This window comes from Bacillus sp. JAS24-2, assembly GCF_008274905.1.
GTDB lineage: Bacteria > Bacillota > Bacilli > Bacillales > Bacillaceae_G > Bacillus_A > Bacillus_A cereus.
In genome coordinates this window covers 1,843,607-1,862,275 of the sequence record NZ_CP031068.1, presented here as the reverse complement: position 1 = coordinate 1,862,275, position 18,669 = coordinate 1,843,607, and the positions used below count along the sequence as shown (strand labels likewise).

Below are 18,669 nucleotides of genomic sequence, written 5' to 3'. Positions count from 1 at the left end.
TTCTTTTCATTTGGATTTATTATAAAAGTATAACATAATTGCAGGAGGTGACATCTTTATTCCAAACCTTGGAATGGAGAACACGCTTGGACATATTAAATATTTTTCTCATCTTTGTACTTATTCTTATTTCTGGCTTTTTCGTTGCATCAGAATTCGCTGTTGTAAAAGTACGAAAAAGTCGAATTGACCAACTTGCAAATGAAGGTAATAAACAAGCTTTAGCTGCAAGAAGCGTCCTATCTAATTTAGATGTTTATTTATCAGCTTGTCAGCTCGGAATTACAATCACTTCTTTAGGGCTTGGTTGGCTTGGTGAACCGACTGTGGAACATATACTACGACCGCTCTTTGAAAAAATTAATATTACTGGAACAATGGCTAACACTTTATCTTTTGTTATTGCTTTTAGTGTTATTACATTTTTCCACGTTGTATTAGGTGAATTAGTTCCAAAGTCTTTCGCAATTCAAAAAGCAGAAGCAATCACACTCAAATTTGCAAGACCGCTTATTTTATTTGATAAAATTATGTACCCATTCATTTGGCTACTCAATAGTACAGCTATATTTTTCACAAAATTACTCGGATTAGAACCTGCGAAAGAAAGTGAACTTGCTCATTCTGAAGAGGAATTGCGACTCATTTTAGGTGAAAGTTTTAAAAGCGGTGAAATAAACCAAACCGAATATAAATATGTAAATAACATTTTTGAATTTGATGATCGAGTTGCAAAAGAAATTATGGTTCCTCGTACCGAAATGATTTGCTTATCTACTGAAAATACGTTAGAAGAAAATATGGATATCGTCGCTACTGAAAAATATACACGCTATCCAATTATCGAAAAAGATAAAGATGATATCATTGGGATGATCAATACGAAAGAAGTATTCCATGATCAAACGAAAGGTATTTATAAGCCACTTGAATCTTATATACATCCTGTTCTAACTGTATTTGAAACAGTTCCAATTCGTAAAACGTTAGTCCATCTTCAAAAAAATCGCGTTCAGATGGCAATCGTTATGGATGAATATGGTGGTACTGCCGGACTTTTAACGATGGAAGATATTCTTGAAGAAATCATTGGAGAAATTCAAGATGAATTCGATGCGGATGAATCACCTATGATTGAAAAGCGTACACCTAAGCTTACTGTTTTAGATGGAAAGGTGCTTATTTCTGAAGTAAATGATATGTTTGGCCTACATATTGATGATAGTGATTTAGATACAATCGGAGGATGGCTTCTTTCTCAAGCAGTTGACTTAAATATTGAAGCTGGCTATTCCATTGAATATGCTGGTTTTCAATTTAAAGTATTAGAACTTGATGGACATCAAGTCAAAAAAGTTGCTGTACATAAACTAGATATTAAAAAGGAGCTATAAAGTGACTGTTTTATTAACAATTTGTATCATTGCCTGTTTCGTTGTTTCATTTCTCGCCTTTATTTATCCAATTATCCCTGGCATACTAGCTGTCTGGGCTGGATATCTGATTTACCATTTCGGTATAAATGGAGGCGAATTAACAACTTCTTTTTGGATTATTCAAGTCATTTTTACTCTTTTCATTTTCGTTGCTGATTTTATTGCAAATGGATATTTCTTAAAAAAATACGGTAGTTCTAAATGGGGCGAACGTGTCGGAATGATTTCTATCATTGTCGGATCGTTCTTCTTCCCACCATTCGGACTTATTATCATACCGTTCTTATCAGTATTTATAACAGAACTAGTGCATAAAAAAGCGCCAAAAGATGCCTTTCTAGTTGGAGTCGCTACTGTAGTTGGTTTTTTAAGCAGTACAGTAGCGAAAGCAATTCTCCAAATCATTATGATTATCATCTTCTTGTGTTATATCATCTTTTAACCATCCCGACTTCGGGATGGTTTTTTAATATGCAATACCTACTCGACTATTTTCATATATGTTTTTCTTACATAGATCCCATGCAAAGTGTGCTGTATCACCCACTGTAATTTTTGATCCACCCTCTGGCAATATATCTTTTTCAGTTCGATATACCTCTGTCGCCTCACCATCTATTAAATGTGTCGGACAAACAACTGTCCAACATAAATTATTACTATTACTTAGTACTTTATATGCAGCCAAATGATCTTCCGCTGCCGTTGTCGTTTTCCTTTTTGATTCCGTTGATTGAAAACGATATAAATTTAGATCTGTTCTTGCTTGTAAAATACCAGCTGTTCCTATTGTTATGATTCTACGAACCCCTTCTTCTTCCATTTGCTTAATGATTTGTGGCATACTCTTCCCTAATGTTCCATTTTGATCCGTTCCAAGTGCACTAATTACTATATCGCTTCCTTCTATCACTTTCTTTATATCATTTTCGTTCAATACATTACCTTCTATCACTCGTAGCCTTTCATGTTGTATTTCTATTCTATTTAAATCACGCGCTAATGCAGTCACTTCAGCTGAATCCTTTAATGCTAAATTAATTATGTTTGAACCTACTCGTCCTGTTGCTCCCAATATACATACTTTCATTTGTTTTCCCCCTCTTTCATTCTCTTTCTATTTTTCAATAATCTCAGTCAATTTACAACAAAAAAGCTTCCTCATATATGAGAGGAAGCTTTATTATTACTTTATTTCTTTTCTTTAGAATCAGTAGACTTCTCGGTTCCGCTTGTTTCTTTATCCTTTTTATCCTCTTGTTGTGTTGTTGTGTCGTCTTCTTTCTTCTTGTCCTCACCTTTACTACAACCTACCATTAATAAAGAACTTGCAAGTGCCATAGCAGTTAATGATTTAACCCATTTATTCATTTGCGTTTCCTCCTTGTGATAGAATATGTACAACCTCATATTACTCTCTATTTTTAAAGGAGAGATTGAAAAACAGTAAATATACGGTAAATTTTTGTAAATCTTCTGATAACAAATCCTAATTTTAATTTATATATTTCATTTCCAATCGATACACAATAAAACTAGTTTTTTCTCTCAATGGACGTAAAAAAACTAAGGCGCATACCATTTCGCCTTAGTTTCTCATGCAAACTTTTCATTTTCATATAGATGTGTAATCTTATATTCCTTCTTCATAACATATTGCCACACACTATAAGCGTAACGGTTCATTTTCAGGAAACAATTTTCCAAAAATGAGCGAAACTCTGGATTAGCAACTTCCACTGCAACTTGAGCAAACTTTAAAGCTAATCGTTTCAAGTGCGCAATATAACTGGTTGCAATATGAATATCCCCTGTATATTTACTAACTGTTTCCTTTTCCATTTCATGCAAATCAAACTCCGTTGTTTCACAGGTTATATGCTGCACATTCTCTCCTTCTTGAAAATTTACTTGTTCATTATATGCTTGTAACATATATGGTAAATGGTGCTGTAATAGATTTTTTAATTCTTCGTCTCTGACCTTTCCAGCATACTCTCCAACCTTGTATATTAGCATATAACTATATCTCATTAATTCTTTCATACAGTCCATTAAAGCGCCTCCCTTCTCTTTTGTCCATATACTATAAATATGATGCTAAAACATTCGCTATTCTTGCTAAAAACCAATCCCATCTACTAATTTTCTCAAAATCTTCTTCAGAAGATCGTTTTGATTTATGAAAGTCTACCTGTAATCGACTCCATACTTCATCAACAACTGTTTTATCATATATGATACAGTTAGACTCGCAATTTAAATAAAAACTTCTATTATCAAAATTCGCTGTCCCAATATCAACAATTTCTCCATCAATGATTGTTACTTTCCCATGAAAAAATCCATTTCGATATTGATAAATCTCCGCTCCAGCATGTAACATATCTTTCAAATATGGATAGGCAGCTTGTTTTAACAATATGGCATCACTTTTAAATGGCACGAGAATTTTCACATTAACACCACGATTTAATGCAGCTTTTAACTCTTTCACCATTTCTTTACTTGGTACAAAATATGGTGTAGCGATAATTAAAGACTTTTTAGCTTTTTTTAAAAGTGCCCCATACTTTTCCCATAAGCCTTTTCCATTTGAAAATAAATATTGATATTTTATATTCCCTAATGTAGGTATACTTTCATGTATAGGCATTTTTTCTCCTGTATCTTCTTTCCAATCTTCGGCGAACTTTCTTTCCATATCCGCTGCACCCTCACCATGGATACGCACGTGATAATCACGCCATGGCCCAAACTTTGGATTTTGTCCAAGGTACTCCTTTCCGATATTAAAGCCACCGACGTATGATACCTTTCCATCTATCGTAACAATACGTCTATGATTTCGTTGATGCAAAGAATAGAACATATTTTTCAGTTTCGGTTTTTTACTAAATGTAAACTTCACACCGTTTTCTTTTAATCGGCTAATTACCTTTTTCTTCAGCTTATATCCGCCTACCCGATCGACTGACAATTTCACTTCTACTCCGCTAGATGCTTTTTTCTCTAATAACTGTAAAAACTCTTGGCTTATTTCGTCTTTTCCTACAATATAAAAATGGATATATATATACTTTTCTGCATCGTTTATATCGTCAAATAATTTTCTATATAACTCTTCACCGTTCGTATATAGTTGAAATTCACCTAATCGAACTTGTCCTAATTCATATTCACTAGCCATTTCCTTCCCCATTTCCACATCGATGTTCATCCAAATGAATACACCTATTAAACAAAGGATTATAGCGAAAAAGTGCTTCATGGATAAATTCCTTTCTCCACTTACTGTTATTTCTATATCTTCCCTTTTTTATTACATTATCATTCAAGAAAATATGTCATTGCATGATATATGTCCATATCAAACAATAGCTCATTTGCATATTGTATGTTGTATCTTAAAATAAAAGGAGGAAATAACAATGGGCTTCGCACATGGTAATGGATTTGCGCTATTAGTCGTATTATTTATCCTCTTAATCATCGTCGGTGCTGCTTGCTTCTGCTAAGTAGCTACTGTCATATGATATGTGGATGAAAAAACTATAAAAGCGGACACCTATTTTAGGTGTCCGCTTTTCATTTTAAAACCATTTACGACTGCTATAGTAACTTAAATGGCTAAATATTCATCTCAAAAGGTTAACAATGTGGCTACTTTCTTACTCTCTGCCTTACGTATATGACGCTGTTCTGCACGTAACACAGCAATACGATGTAATTCTTTCTCTTCTTCGGTTTCAGGGATAACACGCGGTACAGGAACTGGATTATTTTCCTTACTAAGTGCCACAAAAGTAACGAATGACGTTGCCGCTATACGCTTCTCACCTGAAATTAAATCTTCAGCCACTACCTTCACAAACACTTCCATCGAAGTTCTTCCCGTCCAAATTACGAAAGATTCATAACTAACACAATCTGAAGAACGAACAGGATGTAAGAAATCGACCCAGTCCATAGATGCTGTGACACATTCCTTTCTTGAATGTCTGGATGCTGAAATAGAAGCAACCATATCCATCTCCGCTAATATCTTCCCACCAAATAGCGTGTTATGATCATTTAAATCTGTTGGGAAGACTCGGCTCGTTTTGAACACCCTTGACTCATTGGCTGTTTTCCCCTTTACTTCTGTCATTGTTATCACCCCTTTAATGATCTATCCCTAATATTTCAATAATCACTATACTAAATGAACTACACGTTTAATATTAACAACATTCAGAACTTTTAGTCCACAAAAAAGAACCGATTTTATCAATCGGCTCCTCTAAATACATATTGTTCTTTCGGCTGTTCAACTTTATTCCATTTTGTTACTTCTAATACAGGAATATTCGCATGAAACGGCTGATAAAACTCAGTAGTTATCTCTCCTTCTACTTGAATCCAGTCATCATTATTCCACTCTACGCCTTCTGGCTTTTTCACTAACATACCATACACGCCAGAATCTGCTACGCAATGTATAATACCGAAACGGAATAAGAAGTATTGTTCTTTTTTAGAAGAATCATCTCTAAAAACAAACCCTTTAAAAGATAATTTTTTTCCAGTAAACTCGCCAGGATAATTATAAATTGTTTCCATACCCTTTAGGAAGTCTTCATCTTTCAAATTAATATTATCTTTCGTAACAAACTCTTTCTTCCCTTTTTCCATTACACCGCGGTATCCTTCTTTCCCGTAATAAATACTCGTATCAGGTCTTAGAAATTGTCTTGTCATAAATGGATCCTTACTTTCTGCTTGTGCAACAGGAAAGTGAAACCCTTTCGCTTTAACAATATCCGAATCTAGCGTCGCAATTGGGAAAAATAACCCTGAGATAATTGGAAAACAAAACAATGAGTACGAAAATGCTTTTTTCCACCATGTATTCTCATCTTTTGAATGATCATGTCCGCAATGACCATGGTCACAACTACAATCATTTTTCTCTTTTTCCTTTTGGTGTTCTTTTTGGAAAACGACGATAATTTGTACAATCGTTAAGAAACCTAAAATAATTGCTGCTGTTGTTGATAAATAGGCATACTTCATATTGATATACTTCGTAATGTTACCGGAAATATGAAGCTGCGCAATTAATATTGTAAAACCTAATAATATATATGCTCGAAACATAACCTACCACCCCATCGCATAAATGAGTAGTGAGCTTGCATAAACAACAAGAGTAACTGTAACTATAACAACAATTACAAATTTCGTTTTAAATGTCGCAAGCATCATAAACATATTTTTAATATCCACCATCGGTCCGTAAACGAGGAACGCGACAAGTGAAGCTGTTGAAAACGTACTTTGGAACGAAGAAGCGATAAATGCATCTGCCTCTGAACAAAGTGATAAAATGTAAGCAAGTCCCATCATAACAGCTGATGAAGAAAACGGACCTTGTCCAATAGCAAGAAGTGTTGAAGTTTGTACAAACGTTTGTACTGCTGCTGCAATTAACGCACCTAGTACTAAATATTTTCCCATTGAGAAGAATTCCTCAACAGCGTGTGTACATACATCCCACATTTTTTTACGCAGTGGACGCTTATTATTCACTTCTGGGAAGTGATCATCTCTTAATTGATGTTCTTTAAACATAAAGGATAATATAATTCCAACGATAATGGCTACGATAATCGCTACAATAGAACGATACCATACCATGTGCATACTACTCCCAAAGGCAACATAAGTAGCAAATAATACAACTGGATTAATAATAGGTCCAGTTAACATAAATGCAATCCCTGCGTATGGTGGAACGCCTTTTCCAATTAATCGTCTTACAATCGGAACAATTCCACATTCACAACCTGGAAACAACATACCTAAAAAAGTAGCTAATAAAACAGACAGAAATCGGTTCTTCGGCATCCATTTTGCCACCATATCTTCTGTCACGAACATTTGAATGAATCCTGAAATAAATACACCAATGAGCACAAAAGGAAGTGCTTCGATCAATATGGAGATAAAAATTGTATTCATTTGCAGGAATGCTTTCGGTAATTGAAACAATTCCATGATGTATTTCCTCCAACTTTTCATTAACAATATGTAATTTTAACCCCATTTCATTAATTGAACAAGGCTTATATGGAATACATACCCTTTATATACATTACATTGTACAAGTTATATTCTATTCAAAATTTGAGATTTCATAGCAAAAAAGCTGCTCTAGCGTAGTTGTATAACTATGCTAGAGCAGCTTTCTTATCGTTAAAAGTAACGTTTCTTCCAAAAAACAAAAGCTAACGTGAAAGATAGTGTTACACATATGATGAGTACAATTACAAAACCGTGGGCTTCTCCTTCAAACGGAACCTTTACGTTCATTCCAAAGAAACTAGAAACCATCGTCGGTAAAGATAAAATGATCGTAATTGACGTTAACAGTTTCATAACACTATTTAAATTATTTGATATAACGGAGCTAAAAGTATTCATCATTCCACTTAAAATGTGACTATATATTTCCGCCATTTCAATAGCCTGTTTATTTTCAATTAATACATCTTCTAATAAATCTTGATCGTCTTCATACATTTTTAAAAATGTACTATTACGCATTAACTTTTGAATTACAATTTTATTAGCCTTTAATGACGTTGTAAAGTATACTAAACTTTTCTCAAGGCCTAACAATGTGAAAATCTCTTTATTTTTCATTGACTGATTTAATTGATGCTCTAAATCAATTGTTTTTCGATTTATTTGCTTTAAGTATCTTAAATAATAAGTAGAAATTGTATATAAGAGCTGAAGTGCAAAGCGCGTCTTCTTAAACGTATAAAATTCTTTAATACGTTGATTAATAAAACGTTCAAAAATTGGATTCTCTTCTAAGCAGATTGTAACAAAACAATCCGGCATCACAATCATACCTATTGGAATCGTGTCATAAATCGAATTTCCTTCTTCGTCATGTCTAACTGTCGGAATATCGACGATAATTAAAGTATTATTGTCTTCCTTTTCAATACGAGAGCGTTCTTCATCATCCAAAGGGTCTTTAATGAAATCTAAGTCTACATTTAAAGTTTGTACTAGATATTGAATTTCTTCTTCTGTTGGATGAAGTACATTAATCCAGCACCCCTTTTGCATTTCCTCAATCTCTTGTAGTTTTCCGTTTCGGTCTGTTAAATATATATTTAACATACTATCACCCCGATTCTTTTTACATGTAGGAATCTACCTCTCTTAAATCACAGTTTTTAAACCGCCATTCTCAGCATATGAAACATACGTTTAAATTTCAATAGAAAAATTATTTTGAAAACGTTTTTATAAGAAAAATATTATAAAGTGAAACTTTAATCAGTGGGGGCTTCATCCCCCCACTGATTTTCAGCCCTCACCAATCGGGCTTTTACAGGCTGCCCGCCCCCAACCAAACTTCTTTTCTTTCGCTGAATTTTGAGATGAGGATCTTACTGCCCGTTAGAGCGGGATAAACATAGAAAAAGACAGAGTGCTCTCTGCCTTAAAAGCTTATGTTGCCTTTATAACATATTTAGAAAGCATCCACAAGTTAAACCCGACTGAAATCGTATAGCCCGCGTATGTTGAAATGATAAAACTTACATAATCGAAATACGGAAGCAATACAATATTTAAAACTATCTTCACAATAATTCCAATCACTAGTCCTAGCACCGTCTTCTGCTGTTGATTGATTCCTTGTAGCATAGCAGCCGTTACTGTAAAAAGAGAAAATAGTATGCAAGCAGGAGCATAATACTGTAAAATGATTCTCCCCATCTCTGGATCATTTCCAGCACCAAATAAAAGGGTATATACAGGCTTGGCTAACACCATCATTCCAATTGCCGCCGGTACCGTAATTGCTACTACTAATACATTTGTTCTCGTAAAATGTTTGTACAATAGCTTCGTATTTCCTGCTGTGTAAGCTTTCGTCATCTCTGGTACGAGAGACATACTAAAAGCTGTCGCAACGGATACCGGGATAAGCACAACCATTTGAACAAGGCCAATTATCGCATTAATTTTTTCCGCTTCGCCTTGCATATACCCTATCTGTATAAGTAGTTTATTAATTGTAAATGTATCAATCGTCTGATACAACGGAATTGCTAAGCCTACTACAACAAAAGGAATAGAATATGTAAAGAGCTCCTTATAAAGCGAGAAAAAAGATTTCGTTGTTTGTGGTATACTTGCCATTTCTTTTTTCTTTAAGTGCCTTCTCCTTCTCATATAATACGCACTTAAAACAGTTAATCCACCTACAGCTCCCATAAAGGCACCGAACGTTGAAATACCAACTGCTAGCGAAACAGAAGCTTTTAAAACATATAAAACGACAAAGCTTCCTATTAAAATGGTTAAAACCCGAAAAAATTGCTCTACAACGACACTTAATGCAGAAGGCCCCATCGATTGGAATCCTTGAAAGAAGCCCCTTAATAAACTCATTACTGGCACAAGTATTAACGCAAAACTTACAATTCGAATATTAGTAGTAACCGCTCCTACACTATTCCCCGTTTGATCATTCCCATCGATGACAAGTTTAGCTAAATGCGGAGCTAGCATATATAACGTAAAACACGAAATGACTCCCATTATAAACATAAACACGATTCCACTTTTCAACACTCTCTTAACCGTATGATAATCATTCAGTTGATCATATTTTGATACCATCTTTGAAACAGCTAGCGGTAATCCCATTGTTGCTATGCTGAGCATGATGGTATAAGGACGATATGCGTATGTGTATAGAACGTAACCACTCGTACCGACCATCGCTGTAAATGGTATAACATATATAAACCCTAACATTTTTGATATCATCGTTGCCATCGTTAAAAATATCGTTCCACGTATAAACGGTGACCCTTTCATCACATTCCTCCGCTACGCTTTATTATTACACATTATGGACAACTCCTTTTCTTTAGAACCGAAACAAACAAAAAAAGCCAATGAAAAATCATTGACTTTAACGCGCTGCTTTTTTCTTTTTGAAATACTTTAAACCAAAGTATAGAGCAATAAAAAGAACAGCTCCTATAATTATGTAATGTGTGTAATCAGATGCATACTCTTTAATTTGTCGCCAATTCCCACCAAGTTTTTCACCTAAGTATATAAATAGAATTGACCATGGAATGATCGCTACAACCGTATAAAGTGTAAATAGTTTTAATGGCATCTTAGCTAGTCCTGCTGGAATAGAGATCGCATGACGTACTACTGGGATAAAGCGCGCAGAAAATATTACACCTGCTCCATAACGCTTAAACCAACCTTCCGCTATGTCTAAATGATGTTTATTAATAAGTAGATATTTCCCATATTTCTCTACAACCGGACGCCCTCCGTAGTATCCAAGCCAGTATAAAAAGATTTGCGCTAAAGTACCACCAATCGTTCCGGCGATAACTGCACCCACAAAACTAATTTTACCATTTGCTACTAAAAAGCCAGCATACGAAAGTACAATTTCACTCGGGATTACTTCAATCATTAAAGCAAGAGCTACTCCAAAGTAACCTAAGCTTGCAAAAAATTGCAATAACTGATCTATTATGTTTGCTAACATGTTCTTTTTTATCTCCTTTTTTCTTCACATACCATCCTATTATTACATAAAGGCTGCAATCTGCCAATATCTTCATTTTAACAATATGTACAATTCAAGCAGGATTAATCTATTAATTTCTCTTTCTGCGGGTCTTTCATGTAGGCAAACATCTCTTTAATTTGGTCTTCTGTATTTCTAGCAATTGATAAATTAGGCAATTCATTTTCACCAAAAAACTCCACCTCTTCTGTTTCAATGCTAGTTTTCTTTTCTCCACCAATAATCTCGCATCCAATGAAAATCTTATATACATGCGTCGCCGATGGAGATGGTTGATGTTTTTCTTTATCAAATATAGCTAGTAACTTAAAATGATCTACCTCATAACCAGTCTCTTCGAAAACTTCTTTTGCTGCAACTTCGGTTGGCGTATAACCGACATCAGCCCATCCACCTGGCAATGCCCATTTCCCATCGCTTTTTTCTTTCACAAATAATAACTTTTCATTTTGAAAAACAACCGCTCTTATATCAACTTTAGGTGTTTGATAGCCTGTCTCACTTGCAAATAACTTCTCTACGATTTCCCAATCTGTTTTCGTGTAATGTGACATCATTGAAATAGAAATATCTCGTAATTGCTGGAAACGTTCAATATCATACACATCCTTAGAATACGTTAAACCTGCTTGAGCTATAGATTGTATTTGTTTTACCCAATCAATCCATTTAATCGTCATATATCCGCATCCCCATTCTCTATCAAATATATTACTTCATTTTTATTGATACATCTTTATTATACAAAAAAAAAAGAGATTGATAACGTTTCAATCTCTTTCAAAATTAATCCAATTCATGTAAGTGGTCTTGTATATACTTTCTTCTCTTATTTATATATTCATAAATCATATCAGCCTCTTGATCAAATGTTTCTAATTTTTCTTTCATGTATGGATCTTGTAGTAAATATGGACGAATCAATTCACACAACCCTTCTACTTTCGGCCTCATAAACGAAACTGTAAATTGATCTTCTAATATTTCTTCCAAAATACTTCGATACTGCTTTCTAAATACAGGTATGTCTAGCAATCTTGCACTTAACGTATTATACCCTTGAATGCGAATATATTCATGATTAAGTGGTCTCCCTTGTACATCTCGCCCCCAAGTCGCATCATAATCCCACGGTATAACTTCAAATAAATTTGTTTCATCGTTATGATATAGTGCATAGTTATGAACGAAACCATCAAAGTTTTGCGTAAAAATAACTCCTGCTAACCATCGTAAATATTTATCTACATGTAGAAACTTCCCAATCTCTTTTTCATAGGCTTCCCTCGTCAAAGTATTCGCTTGAAATACAAATTCACTCAGCTGTTCTTCACTATTTTTATTCGAATATTTAAATTCATAACCCGCAAAGAGCTCTGTCTTAACATCTTTATCTCGTTCACTCATTAATGAAAAATTCGCATCATCATCTATCGCATAATAAATAGAACCACTCGGTAATCCTCTATTTTTTAAAAAATTTTCATCAACCGATTCTAACTGTAAATACACACCTTGAATTTGACCATTAATTTTTATAAATACATGTTGTGATTTTGGCGAAAGTACACCAATATCATGAAAAAAATCTAAAGATAATTTATTTCGTATGAGAGACGGATCCATAAACTCCGAATTCAAATGAAACTCTTTCGCACCTTGAAATTTTTTAGGCTTATAAAACATAACATGATAAGACTTTTTCTCAAATTCGCGAATATGAGCTCCTCTGTATACGATATCAATATCATACTTCTTTTTTCCATAAGTCAATTTTGCTGGTACTGGACTATCTGACCAAATGTCCTTTTTCAATTCCACTAAGTACATTGGATGAACAAAAAAATCATATGAAGGCAGCATGTTTTCTCATCCCTTCTCAGTTCTCTTCATTCAATGTATGCGCCTTGTCTTGTCCATACATCCGCAATCATCTATTTATATAAAATTACACTCTTGTCCTGTTCAGAAAGATGCCTACATACATATCATGTTAAGGAAAAAGAATACCTTTTCACTTTAATACATGATAAGGAGGATTTCTATGAAACGTGATATTAGAAAAGCTGTCGAAGAAATCAAAAGTGCTGGGATGGAGGATTTCTTACACCAAGATCCAAGTACATTTGAGTGCGATGATGATAAATTCACTCATCATCATTGTACAACTGGATGTAAATGTACAACTGGGGGTAAATGTCCTAGAACAAGATGTACTCGCGTGAAACATTGTACGTTCGTTACAAAATGTACGCATGTAAAAAAATGGACATTTGTTACGAAATGTACACGTGTACGTGTTCAAAAATGGACGTTCGTTACGAAAGTAACGCGTAGAAAAGAATGCGTATTAGTTACAAAACGTACTCGCAGAAAACATTGTACATTCATTACAAAATGCATACGCTTTGAAAAGAAATTTTTCTGGACAAAACGAAGTTTCTGTAAAAAATGCGAATTCTTCCCTAACAGACACGGTCACTCTTGCGATGATTCATGTGATCATGGTAAAGACTGTCACGATAGCGGACACAAATGGAATGATTGCAAAGGCGGACATAAATTCCCATCTTGCAAAAATAAGAAATTCGATCACTTCTGGTATAAAAAACGTAACTGCTAGTTTTTATACCACCCAAAAAAGGCCGTTTTGCGGCCTTTTTTACATTTATTGAAAGTGACTTATATCTGCAAATTGTTTCACTTTACCAATACCCTCTTCAAATTCTATTATGCTCAAACTGGCACTATGCATAAATGGATCATCCCACACATTTTCTATTTCAATTCCCGCGAAATGCCCTACAAGTAATTTTGCTGCTGCCGCATGAGAAACAATCAATATGTTTTGTCCTTTATGCTTCTCTAAAAGAAGCTGCATCCCTTCAATTACTCTTTCATAAACGGCCTCAAAATTTTCGCCTGATGTTGACTGAAAAAGATGTGGCTCATTCCAAAACAGATGTACTTCTTCTGGAAATTGCTTTTCTATATCCGCGATTGTTTGTCCTTCCCATATACCCATGTTGATTTCATAGAAATGCTCATCCGCTATAATAGGTATATCACGTTCCCCCTTTATTAACTCTGCCGTATGAAGTGTTCTTTCGCTCGGACTACTATAAATCGCATGGATTGGTAAATCTTTCATTCGATTCCCTAATTGTTTCGCCTGAACTATACCATTTTCAGTTAAAGCAGAATTTTTCCGTCCCTGCATTCGCTTCGCTACATTCCACTCTGTTTCACCATGCCTTGTTACATATATAGTTGTTTTCATTTCTTACTCCCCCTCACCATGTTGGTCGTAATTCCCACGGTTCAACTCTCCCTACAATCCACTCCGCTCGTTTACTTTCAATCCCTTTTATAACTCCATCAGCTATCTCTTCATGAGTAAGCCATCTTCCATATGTATCTTCTAAAATAAAACCTAAAATAATTCTATGATAAATACATCGCGTACTCCCTATTTTTTGTGCAGGCATACGTGATGCTTTACTACCTAAAATATGAAATAAACTATATGTTTTAGACGACAAATCTAGTTCTTTACAAATATTTGATAGTGCATGCTTTGCACTTGTGTGTACCCATGCAACAACTAATGTGATCGGGCCATTTTTCTTAATTGTACTTTTAATAGCTAGCTTTACATCTTCATCATTATGATAATCTAACGAAAGGCATGTAATATTTTCTGGTGCAGAACTCATTCGCTTAACATTTTCTAATTTCACTTCATCTCGCCCGATAATAGAAACATAAAATCCTTTCTCACAAAACCACATAGAAACTTTCTTTAGCATTCCTGTTCCACCAATTACAAGTGCATGCAAATGCTATCCCTCCCTAATAAAATGTCATATGAGGTTTCTCATCTCTATAATAATTTAAACGGTCTTGCAGTGTCCCTGAGTGAAACTCAAATTTATGACCGTCAGGATCAACAAAGTATATAGATTCGCAATCTCTTACATCACGTTCTCTTCCTTGTAAAATATGAACATCATTTTCTTCTAATCGCTGTATTAGACATTTAAAGTCTTCTTGTTCAACAGAAAATGCAATGTGCGTATAAGATTGATGAATCTCATTTCTCGGAATATGCGTCTCTTCATTAAGCGCTATCCATACTCCACATATGTTAAAATAAGCTAATTTTCTTCCTTTAACTAGTAATTCTCCTTCTAATACTTTTTCATAAAACATAATAGAGTTTTCTAAATTAGATACCGAAAAACAAATGTGATTGATTCCCCTTAACAACTATAATTCCTCCTTATACAAATAAAAGATGAGCGAAAATTCACTCATCTTTTATTATACTATTTTTTTGTAATATATGCCCATTTATAACTGAAGTCCCCGCCAAACGTATGGTTAGCAATGCCTTTTACAAATGGCTTCTCTAAATAAGCTGTACTTTGTTGGTACGTAGGAGAAATTGCTGCGTCTTGACCAATTAAGATTTTTTCAGCTTCCGCAAGTGCATTCCAGCGTGCTTTATCATCTTTTAATAGCTCTCCTTTTGATTTCGCTACTAAATCATCATACTTCGGATTAGAATAATCCATTTCATTAAATGAGCTTCCAGTAACAAACATATCAATATAAGTCATTGGATCCGGATAATCAGGGCTCCATGCAGATAATGAGAATTCATATTGGAATTTCTTTTCTAAATCTAGCTTCTGTTTGTATGGTTGCTGTTTCAAATTCACTTTAATACCAGGCAAGTTTTTCTCTAGTTCTTCCTTAATAAAGTCGCCTACTTTTTTACGGCTACCGTTATCATCGTTTAGTAATTCAACCGTAATTGTATCTTGACCAAGCTCTTTCTTCGCTTCTTCCCATAATTTTTTTGCTTTCTCTGCGTTATCTTTACTATCACGGAAGTTTTTATTTACAGAGCGGAAATCTTTTCCATCCGGACCTGTCGTGAATTTTTCAGGTACTAAGAAATATGCTGGCAATGAACCGTCATTTAAAATGACATCAGCAATTCCTTTTTTATCGTATGCTAAATCAATCGCTTCACGTACTTTTTGGTTTTTAAATGTTGCATTTTTTTGGTTAAAACGTAAGAAATATATGCGTGGATCTAACTTCGTTTTAAATTCATCTGGTTTATTCTTTTTATATTTATCAACAAATTCAGAAGTTAAAATAACTCGATCTGCTTGATCACTATCATATAAATTTACTCCCGTGCTTGTTTCCTTCACAATACTTACATTAATTTCGTCTAACTTTACAGTATCTTTATCCCAATAATTAGGATTTTTCTTTAACTGATAATTTTGTTCATGTTTCCATTGACTCATTGTAAATGGTCCATTATATACTAATTTATCTGCTTCTAATCCGTATTTATCTCCTTGCTCTTTCACATATTTTTCATTTAATGGGAAAAATGTAGGGAACGACGTAAGCTCAAGAAAATAAGGTGCTGGTTGCTCTAATTCTACTACCAACGTTTTATCATCCTTCGCTTTAACACCCAATTGATCTGCTGGTAATTCACCTTTATTTACTTTCTGTGCATTTTTCACATCAAATAAAATGAATGCATATTCTGCCGCTATTGCTTTATCTAATGTACGTTGCCATGCATATACAAAATCTTGTGCTCGAACTGGATCACCATTTGACCATTTCGCATCACGTAATTCAAATGTATATGTCTTTTTATCTTCACTAATCTTCACATCTTTTGCCATACCTGGTGTTGGTTTATTATCTTTATCTAGACGATATAAACCTTCCATTGCATTTACAAATACACGGAAAGATACAGAATCCGTTGATTTAGATGTATCCATTGAAGGAATTTCAGCTGTTTCTAGCAAATTTAAAACTTGTTTATCGGCCATTCCCTTATTCGATTCTTTCTTCGTTGTCGAAGCCTTCTCACCATTCCCACATCCTGCAACCAATACACTCGTCGTTAACGCAAGTGCAGCAATTGTTGTTGTCTTTCTCTTCATTCTTCCTTCCCCCAATCTATATGTATAAGTTAAATCCTATATAATATATTTCATTATACAAAAGATTCTGATTATTTTAAATATTTATTTTAACAAACATAGAAAAAAGCGATCGGAAATTTCTTTCCAGCCGCTTTCTTGAATAGCATTTACTTGTAATCCATCCTCTATATCAAATGGATTTTGAACTTTAAATATTTCTTCCATTAGCTTCAAAAACTCTTCTTCAGTTTTAGATTCACCATTAACCATAAATGAGTATGGTTCCACTTCACCTAATTTATAATCGACAACAAATTGAATCTTCACCTTTTGTCTTGGCGTTCCGGTGTTATATCCTTGGAATTCTACTAATTCTAACCCTTCCGTTCCACGATAATATATCCAACCTGAATTTTGAAAATAATTTTCGAAAGATTCACCTATTGAAAAGAAAGGATATTCATAAAGCGAGCTTGTACGAACCTTTTGAATAACGTCTCGATCAGTCGGAAAAAAGAAATGACTAAAAAATATGCTAGCAACTGCTAAAATAGTAACAATTGTCGCTCCCATTTTGCTCGTTCCGCCGCTATCATTGATTAGATAGTTTTCAACTGATTTATCTTTTATTTCTCTTGCTTTTATTCGGTATATACGTCTTTCCGCAAATTGATAGTACAATCCATTTGCAAAAATCCCCATTCCAAACAGAATAAAAATGAGTAATAAAAACGTAAGAGGCACCATATTAATGATTGGCAACGCTACATTAAATCCCATATAATACGAAAATGCATCACACGCTACTAATAACAACATAAATAAAGCAGCTGGTACATAATACTTACGATATCCTAGCCAGCCTATATTGAAAATAGCAGCCCAACCATTCCAGCTCCACCTAGCAATCCGCTTATTCTCAAGCTCCCATTTCCTTTTGTAATACGGATATTGTCTCCCTACATATACTTCTAGTTCTTTATCTATTAACGAGCTACCTTCATCTTGTTCATTATCCAAGTTTCGCTGACAACTTGCACAATTTAACTGTTCCTCCTCGCAAGGTTGCCCACAATTTATACATTTCAAAACAATCCCTCTTCCCATCCATACGTCATTTCAAAATACCTTCGTGTTTTAATAACCACTCTTTCCTCCATAAACCACCAGCATATCCAACAAGCTTTCCACTCTTCCCTATTACACGGTGACATGGAACAATTATTGAAATTGGATTCCGACTATTTGCCCCTCCTATTGCCCGTACAGCTTTTGTATTTCCAACTTTCTCTGCAATATCTAAATATGAAGCACTTACGCCGTATGGAATAGTATAAAGTGCATCCCATACATTTTTTTGAAATGCTGTTCCCTCCGCAGACAGCGGGACCGTAAACTCTTTTCTTTTCCCTTTAAAATATTCATCTAACTCATTTATACATTGTTCTATCATTTCATTTTTATTTTCTTCTTGTCGTTCATCAACAAATATAACAGACGTAATTCCTTCTTGATTCGCTGTAATTTCAAGCAAACCTACTTCGCTTTCATAATAAGCCTGGTACATATGCCATCCTCCAATTCAGTTCATATTAGTCATTGTAACACGAATATACAAAATTTTTCG

Annotated in this window: 22 protein-coding genes; 4 read left to right on the top strand and 18 right to left on the bottom strand. The window is 34.4% G+C overall.

Features of this window, described 5'->3' with window-relative positions:
* Positions 1 to 86 precede the first annotated feature (86 nt).
* Both DN407_RS09760 and DN407_RS09755 read left to right on the top strand, forming a co-directional pair.
* On the top strand, positions 87 to 1,394 hold the full coding sequence (locus DN407_RS09760) for a hemolysin family protein (RefSeq protein ID WP_000353738.1): 1,308 nt from the start codon (positions 87 to 89) through the stop codon (positions 1,392 to 1,394).
* A 1-nt stretch (position 1,395) separates the two neighbouring features.
* Positions 1,396 to 1,878 carry a DUF456 domain-containing protein gene (locus DN407_RS09755; RefSeq protein WP_000217338.1) on the top strand — a complete coding sequence of 161 codons (483 nt, stop codon included), beginning with the start codon at positions 1,396 to 1,398 and terminating at the stop codon, positions 1,876 to 1,878.
* 24 nt (positions 1,879 to 1,902) lie between these two features.
* On the opposite strand, the gene DN407_RS09750 is transcribed toward DN407_RS09755, so the two are convergent.
* The 4 genes from DN407_RS09750 to cls all read right to left on the bottom strand — a co-directional run bounded on the left by DN407_RS09750 (position 1,903) and on the right by cls (position 4,707).
* Complete coding sequence (locus DN407_RS09750) at positions 1,903 to 2,526, bottom strand: NAD(P)-dependent oxidoreductase (protein ID WP_058840114.1); 624 nt, start codon at positions 2,524 to 2,526, stop codon at positions 1,903 to 1,905.
* 101 nt (positions 2,527 to 2,627) lie between these two features.
* Positions 2,628 to 2,807, bottom strand: a complete 180-nt coding sequence (locus DN407_RS09745; protein ID WP_001045960.1) for a hypothetical protein — start codon at positions 2,805 to 2,807, stop codon at positions 2,628 to 2,630.
* A 225-nt stretch (positions 2,808 to 3,032) separates the two neighbouring features.
* A complete protein-coding gene (locus DN407_RS09740; protein ID WP_000340542.1) occupies positions 3,033 to 3,491 on the bottom strand; it encodes a spore coat protein in 459 nt (152 codons plus the stop codon).
* Between the two features lie 31 nt (positions 3,492 to 3,522).
* Positions 3,523 to 4,707, bottom strand: a complete 1,185-nt coding sequence (gene cls, locus DN407_RS09735; protein ID WP_149216200.1) for a cardiolipin synthase — start codon at positions 4,705 to 4,707, stop codon at positions 3,523 to 3,525.
* 160 nt (positions 4,708 to 4,867) lie between these two features.
* Here cls and DN407_RS09730 point away from each other — a divergent pair, with 160 nt between their 5' ends.
* Complete coding sequence (locus tag DN407_RS09730) at positions 4,868 to 4,954, top strand: YjcZ family sporulation protein (protein ID WP_000505094.1); 87 nt, start codon at positions 4,868 to 4,870, stop codon at positions 4,952 to 4,954.
* Positions 4,955 to 5,079: 125 nt separating this feature from the next.
* Here DN407_RS09730 and DN407_RS09725 read toward each other — a convergent pair whose 3' ends face one another.
* The 8 genes from DN407_RS09725 to cotH all read right to left on the bottom strand — a co-directional run bounded on the left by DN407_RS09725 (position 5,080) and on the right by cotH (position 12,933).
* Positions 5,080 to 5,586 carry an acyl-CoA thioesterase gene (locus DN407_RS09725; RefSeq protein WP_000141164.1) on the bottom strand — a complete coding sequence of 169 codons (507 nt, stop codon included), beginning with the start codon at positions 5,584 to 5,586 and terminating at the stop codon, positions 5,080 to 5,082.
* A gap of 119 nt (positions 5,587 to 5,705) precedes the next feature.
* Positions 5,706 to 6,575 carry a TIGR03943 family putative permease subunit gene (locus tag DN407_RS09720; RefSeq protein ID WP_000488057.1) on the bottom strand — a complete coding sequence of 290 codons (870 nt, stop codon included), beginning with the start codon at positions 6,573 to 6,575 and terminating at the stop codon, positions 5,706 to 5,708.
* A gap of 3 nt (positions 6,576 to 6,578) precedes the next feature.
* Positions 6,579 to 7,475, bottom strand: a complete 897-nt coding sequence (locus tag DN407_RS09715) for a permease (protein WP_000418716.1) — start codon at positions 7,473 to 7,475, stop codon at positions 6,579 to 6,581.
* A 198-nt stretch (positions 7,476 to 7,673) separates the two neighbouring features.
* Entirely contained in the window at positions 7,674 to 8,615 is a 942-nt protein-coding gene (locus DN407_RS09710) for a magnesium transporter CorA family protein (protein ID WP_000932389.1), read from the bottom strand.
* A gap of 333 nt (positions 8,616 to 8,948) precedes the next feature.
* The gene (locus tag DN407_RS09705) at positions 8,949 to 10,328 is read right to left on the bottom strand and encodes a putative polysaccharide biosynthesis protein (RefSeq protein ID WP_000678847.1); all 1,380 of its coding nucleotides are present in this window, start codon (positions 10,326 to 10,328) and stop codon (positions 8,949 to 8,951) included.
* Between the two features lie 97 nt (positions 10,329 to 10,425).
* Positions 10,426 to 11,028, bottom strand: coding sequence for an undecaprenyl phosphate transporter UptA (uptA, locus tag DN407_RS09700; RefSeq protein ID WP_000880691.1), 603 nt, complete (start codon positions 11,026 to 11,028; stop codon positions 10,426 to 10,428).
* Positions 11,029 to 11,132: 104 nt separating this feature from the next.
* Positions 11,133 to 11,750, bottom strand: a complete 618-nt coding sequence (locus DN407_RS09695; RefSeq protein WP_000153576.1) for an NUDIX hydrolase N-terminal domain-containing protein — start codon at positions 11,748 to 11,750, stop codon at positions 11,133 to 11,135.
* Between the two features lie 106 nt (positions 11,751 to 11,856).
* A complete protein-coding gene (cotH, locus tag DN407_RS09690; RefSeq protein ID WP_000937999.1) occupies positions 11,857 to 12,933 on the bottom strand; it encodes a spore coat protein CotH in 1,077 nt (358 codons plus the stop codon).
* A gap of 181 nt (positions 12,934 to 13,114) precedes the next feature.
* On the opposite strand from cotH, the gene exsB reads away from it, so the two are divergent.
* Positions 13,115 to 13,693 carry an exosporium protein ExsB gene (gene exsB, locus DN407_RS09685; protein WP_000817498.1) on the top strand — a complete coding sequence of 193 codons (579 nt, stop codon included), beginning with the start codon at positions 13,115 to 13,117 and terminating at the stop codon, positions 13,691 to 13,693.
* A gap of 45 nt (positions 13,694 to 13,738) precedes the next feature.
* Here exsB and DN407_RS09680 read toward each other — a convergent pair whose 3' ends face one another.
* From DN407_RS09680 to DN407_RS09655, 6 genes are all read right to left on the bottom strand, one after another.
* Complete coding sequence (locus tag DN407_RS09680; protein WP_000858827.1) at positions 13,739 to 14,350, bottom strand: phosphoserine phosphatase 1; 612 nt, start codon at positions 14,348 to 14,350, stop codon at positions 13,739 to 13,741.
* Positions 14,351 to 14,363: 13 nt separating this feature from the next.
* Positions 14,364 to 14,909 (bottom strand): short-chain dehydrogenase, encoded by a 546-nt coding sequence (locus tag DN407_RS09675; protein ID WP_000543107.1) that lies wholly within the window; start codon positions 14,907 to 14,909, stop codon positions 14,364 to 14,366.
* A 13-nt stretch (positions 14,910 to 14,922) separates the two neighbouring features.
* Entirely contained in the window at positions 14,923 to 15,339 is a 417-nt protein-coding gene (fosB, locus tag DN407_RS09670; protein WP_000943769.1) for a FosBx1 family fosfomycin resistance bacillithiol transferase, read from the bottom strand.
* Positions 15,340 to 15,398: 59 nt separating this feature from the next.
* Positions 15,399 to 17,060, bottom strand: coding sequence for a peptide ABC transporter substrate-binding protein (locus tag DN407_RS09665; RefSeq protein ID WP_000824273.1), 1,662 nt, complete (start codon positions 17,058 to 17,060; stop codon positions 15,399 to 15,401).
* 84 nt (positions 17,061 to 17,144) lie between these two features.
* A complete protein-coding gene (locus DN407_RS09660; protein WP_002196418.1) occupies positions 17,145 to 18,149 on the bottom strand; it encodes a DUF2628 domain-containing protein in 1,005 nt (334 codons plus the stop codon).
* Positions 18,150 to 18,156: 7 nt separating this feature from the next.
* A complete protein-coding gene (locus DN407_RS09655) occupies positions 18,157 to 18,609 on the bottom strand; it encodes a methylated-DNA--[protein]-cysteine S-methyltransferase (protein WP_000283913.1) in 453 nt (150 codons plus the stop codon).
* Between the last annotated feature and the right edge of the window lie 60 nt (positions 18,610 to 18,669).